This is a genomic window from Solibacillus sp. FSL H8-0523 (assembly GCF_038051985.1).
GTDB lineage: Bacteria > Bacillota > Bacilli > Bacillales_A > Planococcaceae > Solibacillus.
On record NZ_CP150291.1, the window covers coordinates 904291 to 921261 of the forward strand.

Annotated in this window: 22 protein-coding genes; all 22 read left to right on the forward strand. The window is 37.8% G+C overall.

Features of this window, described 5'->3' with window-relative positions; genetic code table 11:
* Positions 1 to 84: 84 nt before the first annotated feature.
* The 22 genes from codY (at position 85) to fliQ (ending at position 16968) form a co-directional block, all read left to right on the forward strand.
* Positions 85 to 864, forward strand: coding sequence for a GTP-sensing pleiotropic transcriptional regulator CodY (gene codY / locus NSQ62_RS04215; RefSeq protein WP_341322678.1), 780 nt, complete (start codon positions 85 to 87; stop codon positions 862 to 864).
* Positions 865 to 1467: 603 nt separating this feature from the next.
* On the forward strand, positions 1468 to 1860 hold the full coding sequence (flgB, locus tag NSQ62_RS04220) for a flagellar basal body rod protein FlgB (RefSeq protein ID WP_341323883.1): 393 nt from the start codon (positions 1468 to 1470) through the stop codon (positions 1858 to 1860).
* A 2-nt stretch (positions 1861 to 1862) separates the two neighbouring features.
* Positions 1863 to 2327 carry a flagellar basal body rod protein FlgC gene (gene flgC, locus NSQ62_RS04225; protein ID WP_341322679.1) on the forward strand — a complete coding sequence of 155 codons (465 nt, stop codon included), beginning with the start codon at positions 1863 to 1865 and terminating at the stop codon, positions 2325 to 2327.
* A 7-nt stretch (positions 2328 to 2334) separates the two neighbouring features.
* Positions 2335 to 2643, forward strand: a complete 309-nt coding sequence (gene fliE / locus NSQ62_RS04230; protein ID WP_341322680.1) for a flagellar hook-basal body complex protein FliE — start codon at positions 2335 to 2337, stop codon at positions 2641 to 2643.
* A gap of 58 nt (positions 2644 to 2701) precedes the next feature.
* Entirely contained in the window at positions 2702 to 4294 is a 1593-nt protein-coding gene (gene fliF, locus NSQ62_RS04235) for a flagellar basal-body MS-ring/collar protein FliF (protein WP_341322681.1), read from the forward strand.
* Between the two features lie 15 nt (positions 4295 to 4309).
* On the forward strand, positions 4310 to 5323 hold the full coding sequence (fliG, locus tag NSQ62_RS04240) for a flagellar motor switch protein FliG (protein ID WP_341322682.1): 1014 nt from the start codon (positions 4310 to 4312) through the stop codon (positions 5321 to 5323).
* Positions 5307 to 6113 carry a flagellar assembly protein FliH gene (gene fliH, locus NSQ62_RS04245; RefSeq protein WP_341322683.1) on the forward strand — a complete coding sequence of 269 codons (807 nt, stop codon included), beginning with the start codon at positions 5307 to 5309 and terminating at the stop codon, positions 6111 to 6113. The genes fliG and fliH overlap by 17 nt, the downstream gene beginning before the upstream one ends.
* 5 nt (positions 6114 to 6118) lie before the next feature.
* Entirely contained in the window at positions 6119 to 7444 is a 1326-nt protein-coding gene (gene fliI, locus NSQ62_RS04250) for a flagellar protein export ATPase FliI (RefSeq protein WP_341322684.1), read from the forward strand.
* Complete coding sequence (gene fliJ, locus NSQ62_RS04255) at positions 7444 to 7893, forward strand: flagellar export protein FliJ (protein ID WP_341322685.1); 450 nt, start codon at positions 7444 to 7446, stop codon at positions 7891 to 7893. The genes fliI and fliJ overlap by 1 nt, the downstream gene beginning before the upstream one ends.
* A 4-nt stretch (positions 7894 to 7897) precedes the next feature.
* Positions 7898 to 8518: a hypothetical protein gene (locus tag NSQ62_RS04260; RefSeq protein WP_341322686.1), complete on the forward strand. Its 621-nt coding sequence runs from the start codon at positions 7898 to 7900 to the stop codon at positions 8516 to 8518.
* 21 nt (positions 8519 to 8539) lie between these two features.
* Positions 8540 to 9781, forward strand: a complete 1242-nt coding sequence (locus tag NSQ62_RS04265; protein WP_341322687.1) for a flagellar hook-length control protein FliK — start codon at positions 8540 to 8542, stop codon at positions 9779 to 9781.
* Complete coding sequence (flgD, locus tag NSQ62_RS04270; RefSeq protein WP_341322688.1) at positions 9782 to 10522, forward strand: flagellar hook assembly protein FlgD; 741 nt, start codon at positions 9782 to 9784, stop codon at positions 10520 to 10522. It begins immediately after the preceding gene.
* Positions 10523 to 10534: 12 nt separating this feature from the next.
* A complete protein-coding gene (locus NSQ62_RS04275) occupies positions 10535 to 10906 on the forward strand; it encodes a TIGR02530 family flagellar biosynthesis protein (RefSeq protein WP_341322689.1) in 372 nt (123 codons plus the stop codon).
* Between the two features lie 97 nt (positions 10907 to 11003).
* Positions 11004 to 11990: a flagellar basal body rod protein FlgG gene (flgG, locus tag NSQ62_RS04280; RefSeq protein ID WP_341322690.1), complete on the forward strand. Its 987-nt coding sequence runs from the start codon at positions 11004 to 11006 to the stop codon at positions 11988 to 11990.
* A 79-nt stretch (positions 11991 to 12069) separates the two neighbouring features.
* Positions 12070 to 12294 carry a flagellar FlbD family protein gene (locus NSQ62_RS04285; RefSeq protein WP_341322691.1) on the forward strand — a complete coding sequence of 75 codons (225 nt, stop codon included), beginning with the start codon at positions 12070 to 12072 and terminating at the stop codon, positions 12292 to 12294.
* Complete coding sequence (gene fliL / locus NSQ62_RS04290; protein ID WP_341322692.1) at positions 12281 to 12706, forward strand: flagellar basal body-associated protein FliL; 426 nt, start codon at positions 12281 to 12283, stop codon at positions 12704 to 12706. The genes NSQ62_RS04285 and fliL overlap by 14 nt, the downstream gene beginning before the upstream one ends.
* 39 nt (positions 12707 to 12745) lie before the next feature.
* Entirely contained in the window at positions 12746 to 13741 is a 996-nt protein-coding gene (gene fliM, locus NSQ62_RS04295; RefSeq protein ID WP_341322693.1) for a flagellar motor switch protein FliM, read from the forward strand.
* Positions 13734 to 14948 carry a flagellar motor switch phosphatase FliY gene (fliY, locus tag NSQ62_RS04300; protein ID WP_341322694.1) on the forward strand — a complete coding sequence of 405 codons (1215 nt, stop codon included), beginning with the start codon at positions 13734 to 13736 and terminating at the stop codon, positions 14946 to 14948. The genes fliM and fliY overlap by 8 nt, the downstream gene beginning before the upstream one ends.
* A gap of 24 nt (positions 14949 to 14972) precedes the next feature.
* Positions 14973 to 15335, forward strand: a complete 363-nt coding sequence (locus NSQ62_RS04305; protein ID WP_341322695.1) for a response regulator — start codon at positions 14973 to 14975, stop codon at positions 15333 to 15335.
* A 97-nt stretch (positions 15336 to 15432) separates the two neighbouring features.
* The gene (locus NSQ62_RS04310; protein WP_341322696.1) at positions 15433 to 16023 is read left to right on the forward strand and encodes a flagellar biosynthetic protein FliO; all 591 of its coding nucleotides are present in this window, start codon (positions 15433 to 15435) and stop codon (positions 16021 to 16023) included.
* On the forward strand, positions 16020 to 16685 hold the full coding sequence (gene fliP, locus NSQ62_RS04315; protein WP_341322697.1) for a flagellar type III secretion system pore protein FliP: 666 nt from the start codon (positions 16020 to 16022) through the stop codon (positions 16683 to 16685). The genes NSQ62_RS04310 and fliP overlap by 4 nt, the downstream gene beginning before the upstream one ends.
* Positions 16686 to 16698: 13 nt before the next feature.
* The gene (gene fliQ, locus NSQ62_RS04320) at positions 16699 to 16968 is read left to right on the forward strand and encodes a flagellar biosynthesis protein FliQ (protein ID WP_341322698.1); all 270 of its coding nucleotides are present in this window, start codon (positions 16699 to 16701) and stop codon (positions 16966 to 16968) included.
* The last annotated feature ends 3 nt before the right edge of the window (positions 16969 to 16971 follow it).

The following is a 16971-nucleotide window of genomic DNA, read 5'->3' on the forward strand; positions in this document are numbered from 1 at the left end:
TATAAGTTGAATTAGTATCTTTAAATTGTAAAAACCTTTAGAATATTAAGTGAATTAATCAGTCCTGTAGGAGGAAATATAAAAATGAATTTATTAGCAAAAACACGTAAGATCAACGCAATGTTACAAGCATCGGCAGGGAAGCCGGTTAACTTTAAAGAAATGGCTCAAACATTAGGAGACGTTATTGAAAGTAATGTATTTATCGTGAGCCGTAAAGGGAAGTTATTAGGTATTTCAATTCACCAACAAATCGAGAATGAGCGCATTAAAAAAATGTTCGAAGAGCGCCAATTCCCGGAAGCATATACGCAAAACCTATTCAACATTAGTGAAACTTCACCAAACTTAGACGTTAACAACGAGCACACAGCGTTCCCAGTTGAAAACAAAGACTTATTCGAAAAAGGTTTAACAACAATCGTGCCAATTATCGGTGGTGGTGATCGTTTAGGTACACTAATTTTAGCTCGTATCTCAGATCAATTCGAAGATGACGATTTAATCTTAGCTGAATACGGTGCAACAGTAGTAGGTATGGAAATTTTACGTGAAAAATCAGAGGAAATCGAAGAGGAAGCGCGTTCTAAAGCGGTTGTACAAATGGCAATCAACTCTTTATCATACTCAGAATTAGAAGCGATTGAGCACATTTTCGAAGAGCTTGATGGCAACGAAGGTTTATTAGTAGCCTCTAAAATTGCTGACCGCGTGGGAATTACACGTTCTGTAATCGTTAACGCATTACGCAAATTAGAATCTGCTGGTGTAATCGAGTCTCGTTCATTAGGTATGAAAGGTACTTACATCAAAGTACTAAATAGCAAGTTCTTAACAGCATTAGCTGAAATCAAAATGAAATAATTAAAACTATTTGTACGCGATAAAGTTTAACACTTTATCGCGTTTTTTAGTGTAATTTTGTGAGAAATGTTTGAATGGATTCTTTAAAAGTTAATAATTAACAATAATAAAAATAAAAAGGGAATATTTATTTCAAATCATCATTCTAACTTTTTTTGTAAATTCTATAGGGCAAATTGATAATGACAGAAAATTGATATATTGATAAATAAAACCCAAGTAACTGAGTTTGTAACATTGTTACGATATTATGAACAGTTTTTAAAAAAGCACCGTTCTATCAAGAATTAAGCTATTATATTTCCTAAGGGAAAAATTAGTGAGGAGTACAAAAAAAGGGTAAATAGGTATTTTTAACTAATGCATAATGGTAAATATTTATCATCAAAGTACTTTAATCAATGCCGTTTTAATTAGAAAGCAAAGGGGAATTCATTTACATACTAATTTGATTTGCAAAAAATGTCGAAACGTCGTAAAAATAGTTCCTAAAGACTAGTAAAAAGAGCCAAAAGACAATAGACACTAGGAAATAATATATTTACAATTGTATTATTAAGTTGTCGTGGGAAAGAAATGGCAAAAGTGAATGAGGTGAAAAAATTGAATTTATTTGGTGGTACGATTAGTAAGCTAGAAAATGGACTTTCATATGCTACGCTAAAAAATAAGACGATAACACAAAATATAGCGAATGTTGATACACCGAATTACAAAACAAAAGATGTAAGTTTCCAAGATGTTTTTAATGACGCAAAAAAATCTTCTATTTCAGCATATCGCACGGATGCCAAACATTACGATTTTTCAATTGAAATTGGTCATAGTGCTGTATATTCGAACGAAAATTTCCGCTCGAGACCGAACGGCAATGCCGTAAATATGGATGCAGAGCAAGCAAAATTAGCTGAAAATACAATTTACTATAACGCGTTGATTGAACGTTTAAATAGTAAATTCTCTACATTAAATACGGTAGTTAAGGGAGGTAGATAATTATGTCGATTTTTCATAGTATGAATACAACTGCTTCAGCGTTAACGGCGCAGCGCCTTCGAATGGACGTTATTTCTTCTAATATTGCCAATGTAGACACGACTCGTGCAAAACAAGTAAATGGCGAATGGGAGCCTTATCGAAAGAAGTCGATTACATTAAAGGAAAATGAAGGCCAGTTTTCAAACTTCTTAAATATGGCAATGGGAAAAACCGTGAAGGCGGGCGTTGGTAATGGTGTAAAGGTGACTTCTATTAAAGAAGATACAGAAACACCATTCAAATTAGCGTACGATCCGACACATCCAGATGCCAATGCAGACGGTTATGTACAAATGTCGAATGTTGATTTACTAAAAGAAATGGTTGATTTAATTTCTTCGACACGTTCGTATGAAGCAAATATTACAGCGTTTAATGCAAATAAAAGCATGTTAACAAAAGCGCTTGAAATTGGGAAAGGGTGATTACTAAATGGCCATTAATGCAATTTCATTTATGTCTCCTGCACAATCAGTGAATGAAGTGAAAAACGCTACTCAAGTAACATCTGCAGATGCGCAACAACAGTTTGCCGATGCTTTGAAAGAAGCGATCGCTGGTGTTAACGAGCACCAAAAAACATCAGATATGATGACACAAAAATTAATAAGTGGTGGAGATGTTGACTTATTTGAAGTAATGGTAGCTGCTCAAAAAGCAAGCGTTACTTTAAACACAACAATTGAAATTCGCAACAAAGCTGTGGAAGCTTATCAAGAAATTATGCGCATGAGTGTATAATTATTTTGTTTGACGAATAATTAATTGTTGGGCATTCACTATAACCGGAGGATTCATAATGAATGAACGACTTACTAAAATTAAAAGCGACTCCACTAACTTTTGGCAGAGTCGAACGAAAAATCAAAAAGGCGCAATGATTGGCGCTGTTGTAGCGGTGATTGCACTTGCTGCAGCTCTTACATATTTTTCAACGCGTACAACAATGGTTCAACTATTCCCAGAAATGTCTCAAGCAGAGGTAGGGAGTATAACGGAAGTACTTACCGCACAAGGGGTTAAGTATGAAATAACAAATGCAGGAACAACGATTTTAGTTCCTGAAAATCAAGTACAAGATTTACAAGTGTCACTTGCGTCTCAGGGTTATCCAGATTCAGGTGAAATAGGTACGTCATTTTTCGCAACAAACGCTGGTTTTGGTATGACAGATAATGAATTTAATGTTATTAAAAAAGCAGCAATCGAAACAGACTTAGCGAACCTTTTACGGAAATTTGACGGTGTAAAAGATGCTAAGGCCATTATTACATTGCCAAATGAAGGTGTTTTCTTAAAGGATGCACAGGGTGAATCAACCGCAGCAATCGTTTTAACGACAGCGCCTGGTCACAAGTTCTCAGACGAACAAATTAAAGGGTTATTTAATTTAGTTTCAATGAGTATTCCAAATTTAACAAAAGATAACATCCAAATTTCGAACCAACTTGGGGATTATTACGACTTAGATTCTGCTCAGAATGGTAGTAATAGTACGAATACCGTAGAAGGTCAAATGGGCGTTAAGAAAACAATCGAACGAGACTTACAACGTCAAGTACAACAAATGTTAGGTACATTAATTGGTCAAGATAAAGTCGTTGTAAACGTATCGGCTGATATTGATTTCAAGAAAGAAAATCGTGAAGAAAATCTAGTAAAGCCTGTTGACGAAGAAAATATGACAGGAATTGAAATTAGTGCACAGCGTATTACAGAAAGCTATTCAGGTGGTACGCCAGCAGATGGTTCTCCAGAAGCTGAAAACGTAACAGATAACTTTGTTGATTACGTAGAAGGTACAACAACAGGTAACGGTGATTATGAACGTGTAGAAGAAACAATTAACAACGATGTCAACCGTATCCGTCGTGAAATTCAAGAGAGTCCGTACAAAATCCAAAATTTAGGTATTCAAGTAATGGTAGAGCCTCCGAATGCAGACGAGGAGTTAGATGCAAGTATTCGTACGGATATCGAGCAAATCTTATCGACGATTGTACGTACTTCAATCGATCAAGAAACTGCAGGTATGTTAACGGATGAGGAAATTGCAAACAGAATCGTTGTTTCAATTCAACAATTCCACGGCAACGACACTGAAGATGGTGCACCAGAATCAATTATCCCTTGGTGGGTATGGGTGATTGGCGGTATCTTACTTGTAGCTATCGTATTATTAGTTCTTTATGTCCTACGAGCTCGTAAACGTAAGCAAGAAGAGGAAGAACTAGAAATTATTGAACAACAACAGCAATTAATTGATGTTGATGATATTTCAGAAGAAAAAGAAACTGAAGCGACTGTACGCCGTAAGCAATTGGAAAAAATGGCAAAAGAAAAGCCAGAAGATTTTGCGAAACTATTGCGTAGTTGGATTGCTGAAGACTAATAGGAGGTTCAGCTCTTGTCCAAGAAAGATAAAGATTTATCAGGAAAGCAAAAGGCCGCTTTACTGCTGATTTCTCTAGGGCCAGAAGTTTCGGCTTCTGTTTATAAGCATTTAAGTGAAGAAGAAATTGAACGTTTAACACTTGAGATTTCAAGTGTTAAAAAGGTTGACTCGGTGGTGAAAGATGAAATTATCGAAGAGTTTCACCAAATCGCATTAGCGCAAGATTATATTACGCAGGGCGGGATTGGCTATGCGAAAACAGTACTTGAAAAAGCATTAGGTGCTGAACAAGCACAAGCTATCTTAAACCGTTTAACATCTTCTTTACAGGTGCGTCCATTTGATTTTGCGCGTAAAGCAGATCCATCTCAAATTTTTAACTTTATTCAAAATGAGCACCCGCAAACAATTGCCCTGATTCTATCGTATTTAGATCCAGGTCAAGCAGGGGTGATTTTATCTTCATTACCACAGGAAGTACAAGCAGACATTGCAAAACGTATTGCAATTATGGAATCAACATCACCAGAGGTTATTAGTGAAATCGAATCTGTATTAGAACGTAAACTTTCTTCTACAGTTACGCAAGATTACACTGAAACAGGTGGCGTAGATGCAGTGGTAGAAGTATTAAATGGTGTAGACCGCCAAACAGAAAAAACAATTCTCGATGCACTCGAAATCCAAGATCCAGAGCTTGCAGAGGAAATCAAAAAGCGTATGTTCGTATTCGAAGATATCGTTACATTGGACAACCGTTCGATTCAACGCGTTATTCGCGATTGCGAAAACGAAGACTTATTACTATCAATGAAGGTTTCTTCAGACGAAGTAAAAGATATTATTTTCCGCAATATGTCACAGCGTATGGCTGAAACATTCCGTGAAGAAATGGAAATTATGGGGCCAGTTCGTTTACGTGATGTTGAGGAAGCACAATCTCGCATCGTAGCGGTTATTCGCCGATTAGAGGACGCAGGTGAAATTATCATTGCACGTGGTGGAGGAGATGACGTCATTGTCTAGAATCATCCGTTCAATGAATGCACAACCAGCTGAAGAAGCGCCAGTTGTTGAAATTAAACTTCAAAGTTTCTTCGAGCCGATTCATTTTGCTGAGCCGGAACAAGAAAACATAGACGATACGCCAACATTAACGTTAGAAGACATTCAACAAGAGCGCCAAATGTTGCTTGAGCAAGCAAAGCTAGAAATTGAAGCACAAAAGAAACAGTTTGAACAGTTTCGTGATGAGCAATTAGCTGCGATTGAAGCATTAAAGCAAACATGGGAAGAAGAAAAAATCCAATTGCAGCAAGAGGCCTATGATGCAGGTTTTGCGCAAGGCTATGAAGATGGCGTGCAAAAAATAAATGCAGATATGCAAGGTGCTTTGACGGTTGCAAATGACACAATGAATGATGCAAAGGTAAACGCTGCTGCATATATTGAATCTCAAGAACCGGTTTTATTAGAGCTTGCGCTTACTTCAGCAGAACGCATTTTAAATACAAAGTTAGCACGCGACGATGAGGCTTTTGTTTCAATAATTGAACGCGCACTAAAAGAAGCACGCGAAATGAAAGAAATTAAAGTGTATGTTTCGCCAAAGTATCATAAAGTCGTAACGGAACGCCGAGCAGAATTAGCTGAAATGTTCCCACCAAATATTCAGTTCTTAATCTTCGTCAATGAAGACTTACAAGACACCGAAAGCTATATCGAAACCAATCATGGTCGAATTGTCGTATCAGTAGATGAGCAATTGAAAGAACTACGTCGACAATTATATGAATTAATTGAAAGTAAGGAATGATACGGATGAAAACGGCTCAATTAGTTGAACAAATTCCTAATCTTAATACATTTAAAAAGTATGGAAGAGTGACGAGGGTTGTCGGTTTGATGATTGAGTCTCAAGGTCCGGAAAGTTCAATCGGGGATGTTTGTAAGATTCATATACAAACATCCAAAAATGGTCCTCAAGTTATGTTAGCTGAAGTAGTAGGGTTTAAGGATGAAATCGTCATTCTTATGCCTTACTCGTCGCTAAAAGAAATTTCAATTGGCTGTCTTGTAGAAGGGACAGGCACACCACTTGAAGTGAAGGTAGGACCAGAATTAATCGGTCAAGTATTAGACGCGATGGGGAACCCATTTGATGGGCAATCTTTACCAAAAGGTTTAATATCTGTTCAAACGGAAAAAGAACCACCAAACCCATTACATCGCCCACCTATAGATGAACAATTAGAAGTAGGTGTAAAAGCGATTGACGGGATGTTAACAGTAGGTAGTGGACAGCGTGTAGGTATTTTCGCTGGTTCGGGTGTAGGTAAGAGTACATTGCTTGGCATGATTGCGCGTAACACGAAAGCGGATATTAACGTCATCGCACTTGTAGGAGAGCGTGGACGTGAGGTACGTGAGTTTATTGAACGTGACTTAGGTCCAGAGGGGTTAAGTCGCTCGGTTGTCGTTGCCGCAACAAGTGACCAACCAGCTTTAATGCGTATTAAAGCGGCATTTACTGCTACAGCAATTGCTGAATATTTCCGCGATCAAGGTAAGAATGTCATGCTGATGATGGACTCAGTAACACGTGTTGCAATGGCACAGCGTGAAGTAGGGCTAGCAGTTGGTGAACCACCAGCAACGCGAGGTTATACGCCTTCTGTATTCGCAATTTTACCATCATTACTAGAACGTTCAGGGACGAATATTCATGGGACGATTACAGCATTCTACACCGTGCTCGTTGACGGGGATGATATGAATGAACCAATCGCCGATGCCGTTCGAGGGATTTTGGATGGTCATATTGTACTTGATCGAAATTTAGCCAATAAAGGGCAGTACCCGGCCATTAACGTGTTAAAGAGTGTCAGCCGTTTAATGAACCATATTGCTGAACCAGAGCATGTAAAAGCAGCAAGTCGCTTACGTGAGCTGTATTATACATACTCAAAGTCAGAGGATTTAATTAATATCGGTGCGTATAAACGTGGAACTTCAAAGGAAATCGATGAAGCGATTCAATATGAGCCATTAATTACCCAATTTTTAAAGCAAGGATTCAAAGATAAGGTATCCATTGAGCAAACGGTTCAAGAGATTCTTACACTATCGAATGGTGGTGCGAGGTAATGTCGAAATACACGTATCGCTTTGAAAAAATTCTAGTCGTGAAAGACCAAGAAAAAACAGAATCAGAGCTTGCGTTTAAAGAGTCTGTTCAGGTGTTCGAGGAAATTGCGACAAAGCTTTATGACTTATTAAGGAAAAAAGAAGACTTAATCGCCTATCAGCAAGAGCGATTAAAAGTTGGCTCTTCCATTGATGAAATTAACCATTACTCGAAGTTTATCGACAGTATGGAAAAGACAATTGAAGATGTGCAACAAAAGGTAGTACAAGCCCGTGCTAAAATGAATTGGCACGAACAAAAATTATTAGAAAAAAACTTGGAAGTACGTAAATATGAAAAAATGCGCGAAAATGACTTCGAACAATTTAAAGAAGAGCAGTTACGCGTAGAGGCAATTCTTTTAGATGAGCTTTCAACCATTGCGTATTACAAGAAGGAAATCAGGTGATTTCGTGGCAAAAAAAATAAAAGAAAATATTGAGCTTCAAAACGAGGGAACGGTAGTGGAAGAAAAATCACCCGGGTTTTTCAAAAAGTTTTTTTACTTGTTTTTAATTCCGTTAATGTTCATTGTCGCTATTGCACTCATTTTAGCAACGGTGACAGAGTATAACGTATTTAAAATGGCCAATAATGCGATTGAAAAAATTCCATTTGTCGGATCTTCAGATGATGAGAAGATAGTCGTTGAAAATAGCTCGTTAAACGAAAAAAAAGTGGTTGAATTACAAGCTGAAGTTCAAGAAAAAGAATTACAGATTACAGAACTTCAATCAAAAATTGATTCCTCAGCTATTGAAAAAGAGGAGCTTCTAACAGAACAAGAGCGCTTATTATTCGAAATTGAAAAATTAAAGCGCAATCAAGAAGAAACGCAAAAAGAATTCAATGAAATTTTATCGACATTTGAAAAAATGTCTGCAAAAACAGCAGCACCAATATTAGTACAAATGAGTGATACAGAGTCTTTACGTATTATGTCTAATATGAAGCCAGATACACTTTCAGCAATTTTTACGAAAATGTCACCGGTAGATGCAGCCAGATATACGGAGCTTCTATCTCAACAGTAAATTTGAAAGGGGGTGGAAAGAATGAATATCGCAATGTTACAAGCAATGAGCGCTACTAAAATGCCGCAACAAAAAAACACAGTTGAAACAAATTCACCAGATACTAATGCATTTGGTAGCGTGTTTCAATCGATTATGTCTAATTCGAGCCAGTCGACAAGTGAAACGACTAAAACGGAAGCAGCGACATTAGCTGAAGAGGTAAGTACAACATTAGCTACCGATTCACTAGAAGCTCTGTTAGAAGAGCTGGGCGTTGAAATGGATGAAGCGGGATTATTCGTGTTTGTCGGTGAAGAGCAAATGCCTGTTGCCGTCGATGAAATGCTAACACTAGAAAACCTAACGCAATTGTTAGGAATGACGGAAGAGCAATTGACACAAATTGTGCAGCAACTTCTTGGCGAAGAAACTCAGTTTGAAATGACGGATGTCTGGTCAATGATTGAGCAAGCACCTGCGATTTTGAGTGAAGTAATGGCTGCGATTCAAGGTACACAGCAGTCAAATGTGCAACCAAAAGAGCTACAGCAACTTGTTCAAATACTAAAATTAGCACAGCTTGTTGGAAATAAGGTTGACACAGTGTATCAACAAGAAGTCCAATTATCGCAATTAAAAGATGCACTACAGCTATTAGCCAATCAAGCACAGCAAGCCGTTCAAACACAAAATAACCAACAAGCATCAAAGTTAACGTTTGAGCAAATTGTACAACAAGTAACGCAAACGACGGTAAAAACAGATACAGAAACACAGCCAACTGTAGGCTTACAGCAGCAACAAGGAACGCAAACAAAAACAGTAACGATTACGCTACCAGCAGAAAAACCAGCACAATCTGAAGCGCTTGTAAAAGAAATTCAAAATTTAATAGCTCGTGGACAATTATCAGGTCAACAAGGAAATATGAAGTTATTTCTGAAATTATTCCCTGAAAATTTAGGGCAAATTCGTATTGAATTAGTACAAAAAGATGGTGTATTAACGGCGAGATTACTAGCGACGACAGCGGTTGGTAAAGAGTTATTAGAAAACAACTTAAACCAATTAAAAGCTGGATTTGTTGCTCAAAACATTCAAATGGATCGTATTGATGTATCGCAATCTTTACAAGATACAGACCGTAACGCACGTGACCAAAGCTTCTTCAATAACTTCTTCGGGCGTCAGCAAGAAGATGAGGTAGAAAAAGAAGAGGAAAACGACGACGAATCCATTTCCTTTAAAGATTTATTAATGGAGAGTGAGGAGGTAGAGTAAATGGCTGGGATTTCAAATGATTATTATTTACAAACGGCAAATCCAAACTTCAAAGTTACGGATAAACAAGACAACGGCGCACTTGGTAAAGATGCATTTTTACAAATTCTCATTACGCAATTACAAAACCAAGATCCAACAAGCCCCATGGATGATAAAGAATTTATCGCACAGATGGCGCAATTCTCTTCTTTAGAACAAATGCAAAATATGACAAAAGCGATGGAAAATTTATTAGCCTCACAAGAGCAATCTCAGTTAATGAATTACTCGACATTTGTTGGTAAGGAAGTTAAGTGGCATGAGCTAACAGATAAACTTGATAAAGATGGCAAGCCACTTTATAACGAAGGTACAGGCGCAATAGCGGAGCTGAAGTTTGTAGAAGGTGAAGCAGTATTCGTATTAGATAGCGGTAAGGAAATCGCACCAGGTAATATTTCATCTATCTTGGGTGGTAATCCGACGGCATCAACGACACCTGCTATCCCGTCTAATCCATTGGTACAGGCAAGTGAAATGCTTGGCAAGATGGTTAGCTATACATCTGCAGAAACAAGCCAATTAGTCCAAGCAATGATTGAATCAATTGTGAATAAAAAAGATGGTACAATCGAGTACGTTTTAAACGATGCTACTAACACTCGTTTAACAAAAGATCAGTTCACGCTTGTAGAAAATCCAACTGAAACGAAGGACGATGAAGAGCAAGCAGCTGAGTCAGAAACCGTTACGGAGTAAGAGGTGATTTTGATGAATCGAGTGACTATTCAACACATACCGTATCATCCACCTATTCAACCAACTGTTAAATCTGTAGGGCAAGCTTCTAAGCAATCATTTATTGATCACTTAAAGCAAGCGTCAGAACAGCACTTAAAAATCAGTAAGCATGCGTCAGAACGTCTGACAGAGCGTAATATTTCGATTTCAGAAGGCGAATGGCAGCAAATTACTGAAAAAGTTTTTGAAGCAAAAGATAAAGGTGTAAATCAACCACTTGTGCTACTTGACCAAGCCGCATTAGTTGTTAGCGCAAAAAATGCAACGGTTATTACAGCACTCGACCGAGCAGAAGCAAAGCAGCAGCTATTCACTAATATTGATGGCACCATTGTTATATAGGCTGGACCTTCAGAAGTAAGGAAGCCTTAGGTTGTTGACTGATAGAGACAACTAAATTATATGCACATTTTGAAAAATGAAGGGAGAACGGCATACTATGTTACGTTCAATGTATTCAGGTATTTCAGGCTTAAAAAACTTCCAAACGAAGTTAGATGTAATTGGTAATAATATTGCTAACGTAAATACGTACGGTTTTAAGAAGGAGCGTACTGTATTTAAAGATTTAATTTCACAAACGCAAGCAGGTGCTTCTAGCCCGTCAGCAACTCGTGGTGGTGTTAATGCGATTCAAGTCGGTTTAGGTTCACAATTAGCAGCGATTGATACAATGCATACGCCAGGTTCAATGCAATCAACAGGCCGTACATTAGACTTAGCGATTTCAGGAGACGGTTTCTTCATGGTAGCGGATTCAGCTGCTGAAGAATTACCAGCAGTTGAAGATATGGCTTCAATTACTGAAAATGCTTTAATTGATGAGGAATTAACAAATACTCAGTATACACGTGCTGGTAACTTTTATATGGACCGTAATGGTTTCGTTGTCAATGGTGATGGTAAATATCTTGTTGGTTATGCGAATCCAGAAATTTATGGTGAAGTTGATCCAGACGGTGAAAGTTTGGCAGATGCTGATAAAGAAACAGCTGCGGAAGAACTTGGTCAAGATAACTTGTACGAAGATGGTGCAATTACTGTTGATACACGTGCAATCAAAATCCCAACAAACGCGCAATCAATGTCAATCAGCAAAGACGGTTCGATTTACTATGTTGATGTGAATGGTAAATTACAATTTGCCGGACAAGCAATTTTAGCGAAATTCCCGAATGCTTCAGGTCTTGAAAAAACGGGTTCTAACTATTTCCAAGTAACTGCGAACTCAGGAGATCCATTAGTACAGGTTGGTACTCAAGCTGGTATTGGTTCAGTGGAATCAAGCTTCTTAGAAATGTCTAACGTTGACCTATCTGAAGAATTCACAGAAATGATCGTGGCACAGCGTGGTTTCCAAGCAAACTCTCGTATTATTACAACATCAGATGAAATCCTACAAGAGCTTGTAAACTTAAAACGATAATCTCGTAATGTAGGATAAAAATAATTTCATTGCAAAGGGGGGTCGGGCCGGCTCTCTTAGAAGGTCCGGCCCTATTTCAATGATAGAACTATCAAAGCTTAATGGGAAGCCATTCACTTTAAACGCTCTATACATAGAAACAGTCGAAGCTTTTCCAGACACAACGATTACGCTGACGACTGGGCGTAAATTCATTGTTTTAGAAACTGAAGAACAGGTGCGACAAAAGGTGAAAACCTTTTATCAACATATACAAGCACTATCAAACCCGCATCTAAGAGGTGAAGAAGATGAAGAACAATAAATTATTAACGATTATGCTCATTATGTTAGTGACGATTACGTTAATCGGTGTTATCGTGGTAGTGTTATTAACACAACTCGACAAAGGCTCTACAAGTGGACCAACAATAGATGAAATTGTTGAATCTTCAGTAGATGTCCCAGAAATTACGACAAATTTAGCAGATGGAAGCTTTGTACGACTTTCATTAAAAATTCAAGGATCAGATAAAAAAGCTGGTGAAGAGTTACTAAAACGTGATTTCCAAGTGAAAAATATTGTAATCCAAGAACTTTCTGAGATGGAAGCAGAGGCGTTAGAAGGAAAACAAGGGAAAGTGACATTCCAAAATGCAATTAAATCACAAATAAATGAATTAATGCAAAATGGAGAAGTTACGCAAGTGTACATTACATCTTATGTACTACAGTAAATTCGTACACAATTTTAATCTTGAAATGGAGGTGGGCAAATGGCAGGAGATATAATGTCTCAGTCCGAAATTGATGCGCTCTTATCGGCCATCTCTACTGGCGAAATGTCAGCAGCGGACATGAAAAAAGAAGACGAAACACGCAAAGTAAAAGTATATGACTTTAAACGTGCGCTTCGTTTTTCTAAAGACCAAATCCGAAGTTTGACCCGTATACACGAAAACTTTGCTCGACTGTTAACGACATTCTTCTCAGCGCAGCTAAGAAGCTATGTGCAAATTACAGTAGCATCGGTTGACCAAATTCCTTTCGAAGAATTTGTTCGTTCCATTCCGAATATGACGCTAATTAACGTGTTCGAAGTGCCACCACTTGATGGCAATATTTTAATGGAAATCAACCCAAACATCGCCTACTCTATGTTAGATCGTTTAATGGGTGGGACTGGTGCGAGTCATAGTAATGTGGACAATTTAACTGAAATCGAAACAAAAATTATGACGAACTTATTCGAACGTTCATTTGATAATTTACGCGAGGCATGGGAAAATATTTCGGAAATTGATCCGATGCTCGTTGAATTAGAAGTCAATCCGCAGTTCTTACAAATGATTTCACCGAATGAAACGGTCGTCGTTATTTCACTCAACACGATTATTGGAGAAACAACAGGGATGATTAATATTTGTATTCCGCATGTTGTGCTAGAGCCAATCGTGCCAAACTTATCTGTGCGTTACTGGATGCAAACGAACACGAAAGAAATTTCGCCAGAACAAACAAAAATGCTTGAAACACGTGTTAAACAAGCAACATTACCAGTCATTGCAGAATTAGGAACAACCGATATTACGATTGAAGATTTCTTAATGATGTCAATGGGTGACGTAATTGAATTAGATCAAAAGATCGAAAATCCATTAACCTTAAAAATCGGGAACCTACCGAAGTTTACCGTGCAGCCAGGGAAATTAAACAAAAAAATGGCTGTTCAAATTATCGACCCTTTGAAAGGAGGAGACGAAGATGAGTGATGAAATGCTCTCGCAAGAAGAAATTGAAGCGCTACTAAGAGGCGAGACATTAGACGATACTCCTACCGCGAGTAACGAAGATGTTGTAGAAGAAATTAATGTAGATGATCATTTAAGTCCAATTGAAATTGATGCGTTAGGTGAGGTGGGAAATATCTCATTTGGTAGCTCGGCTACTGCATTATCGTCTTTATTAGGACAAAAGGTTGATATTACAACACCAAACATTTCGATGATTAATCGAAATCGTTTAGAGGAAGAGTTCCCGCATCCATATGTTGCGGTTCAAGTAGAATACACAGTCGGTTTATCAGGTATGAACTTGCTGGTAATTAAGCAATCAGATGCGGCAATTATTGCGGACTTAATGTTAGGTGGCGACGGTTTAAATCCAAAGCCGGAGCTAAGTGAAATTCAATTAAGCGCTGTGCAAGAAGCGATGAACCAAATGATGGGTTCAGCAGCAACATCTATGTCGACAATATTTAATCAAAAGGTGGATATTTCACCACCTTCTATCGATTTAATGAATATTTCGCAAAATGAGGGGACAGATAATATCCCAGCGGATGATTTATTAGTGAAAATCTCATTCCGACTACGCATAGGTGAACTGATTGATTCAAATTTAATGCAATTACTACCTTTAAACTTTAGTAAAAAAGTAGTAAAGTCATTAATGGGAGAAGTTGATGAGCAATTAGCTACAGAAGTGCCTTCACAACCGGCACCTGCAGCACAACCTGCACCTCAGCCAGAGCCGTTACAACAACCGATGCCGCAACAGCAACAGCCGATGCAACAACCGATGTATCAGCAGCCAATGCAGCAACCGATGTATCAGCAACAACCGGTGTATCAACAACCAGCGTATACAGCGCCACCAGCAAATGTACAACAGGCACAATTTGCTAGCTTCGATTCAGCAAATATCACGCAAGACGAGGCACGCAATTTAAATATGTTACTTGATATTCCATTACAGGTAACTGTAGAGCTTGGCCGTACAAAGCGCTCAGTAAAAGAAATTCTAGAGCTTTCTAGCGGTTCAATTATTGAGTTAGATAAACTTGCGGGTGAGCCAGTTGATATTTTAGTGAACAATCGCTTGATTGCAAAAGGTGAAGTTGTAGTAATTGATGAGAACTTTGGTGTTCGAATCACAGATATTTTAAGCCAGGCAGATCGCTTGAACAATTTACGATAGTTTTTTAATTGGAGGAATCAGAATATGTCTAAGAAAATTTTAATTGTTGACGATGCCGCATTCATGCGCATGATGATTAAGGACATTTTAACGAAAAACGGTTTTGAAGTTGTAGGGGAAGCGGCGGATGGTATCCAAGCTGTTGAAAAGTACAATGAGTTACGCCCTGATTTAGTAACAATGGACATTACAATGCCAGAAATGGACGGTATCGCTGCATTAAAAGCAATCAAAGGTACAGATCCAAGTGCGGTAGTTATTATGTGTTCAGCAATGGGTCAACAAGCAATGGTTATTGATGCAATTCAAGCCGGCGCAAAAGACTTCATTGTAAAGCCATTCCAAGCTGATCGTGTAATCGAAGCAATTCAAAAAGCTTTAGGTTGATGCTATGCTAGCAAAAAAATCATTTCGATTTTGGCTTTTTGTTGGAGTAGTATGCTTTGCTGTACTCTTCTCACCAAATTCAAATGGAACTTTTGCAATGGTAAGTAACGTATACGAAAATTGTAATGAAAACCCTGAATTATGTTCAGAAGAAAATATTTCAGAAGATAACACGACAGATGCCGAAACAGAAAAAAATGAATCGGCATCTGTTGGTGTAGGGGTATGGGACTACATAAAAATCGTATTAGCCCTAGTTTTTGTGATAGGGCTATTATTAGTAATTATAAAATTTTTAAATAAGCGTAACTTAACGTACCAACAAAATGCCATTATCAAAAATATTGGTGGTTTGTCTGTAGGTCAGCAAAAGTCTGTACAGCTACTGAAAATCGGTAATAAGATTTATGTAGTGGGTGTAGGTGAAGATATTCAATTGCTAAAAGAAATTGAATCTGCTGATGAAGTCGATCAATTACTAAATCAAATTGAACAGAATCAAAGCATGGTGACAACAACACCTTATATTGCGGAATTATTCAAGAAATTTTCAAAGAAAGATCAGCCAAAAGATATTTCTGATAGTCCAAAATTTAACGACATGTTTAGTGAAAAATTAGATGAATTAAAACAACAACGAAGTGACGAATTAGAACGTTGGAAAGAACAGGAGCGTGACAAACGATGACTGATCTACTATCCGTCTTTTCAGAAAGTAATCCAGGAAATGTTTCTACATCGGTTACGCTATTATTCCTGCTGACAGTTCTTTCTTTGGCACCAAGTATTTTAATATTAATGACGTCGTTTGCTCGTATTGTAATTGTTTTATCATTTACACGTACGGCACTTGCGACAAACCAAATGCCGCCGAACCAAGTCATTATTGGTTTAGCACTTTTTTTAACGTTCTTTATTATGGCGCCAACGTTTTCAGAAGTGAATGAACAAGCACTTCAGCCTTTATTCGACGAAGAAATTGGGATTGAGGAAGCGTATGAAAAGGCGACCATTCCGTTTAAGGAATTTATGGCACAGCACACAAGGCAAAAGGATTTAGAGCTGTTTTTAGCGTATAACGAGGCAGAATATCCTGAAACGATTGAAGATATTTCGTTGATTTATCTCGTTCCAGCTTTCGCCTTAAGTGAAATTAAAACAGCATTTCAAATGGGCTTTATGATTTTCATTCCATTTTTAGTGATTGACATGGTCGTAGCGAGTACGCTCATGGCAATGGGGATGATGATGCTGCCTCCGGTAATGATTTCACTACCATTTAAAATTTTATTATTTGTACTTGTGGATGGTTGGTATTTAGTAATGAAATCTTTACTTCAAAGTTTTTAGGGGATGATACATAATGACACAGGAAATGGTCATTGCAATTGCAGAAAGTGCAGTGTTTACGGTATTAATCGTATCCGGGCCGTTATTATTAATCGCGTTAATTTCAGGTTTAGCGGTCAGTATATTTCAGGCAACGACATCGATTCAAGAGCAAACATTAGCATTCGTACCAAAAATTGTTGCTGTACTTGTTGGGATAATCTTTTTTGGTCCTTTTATGATTTCGAAAATGACAGATTATTTTTATAACATCTTAAATAATTTAGTTCGATATATTGGGTGAATC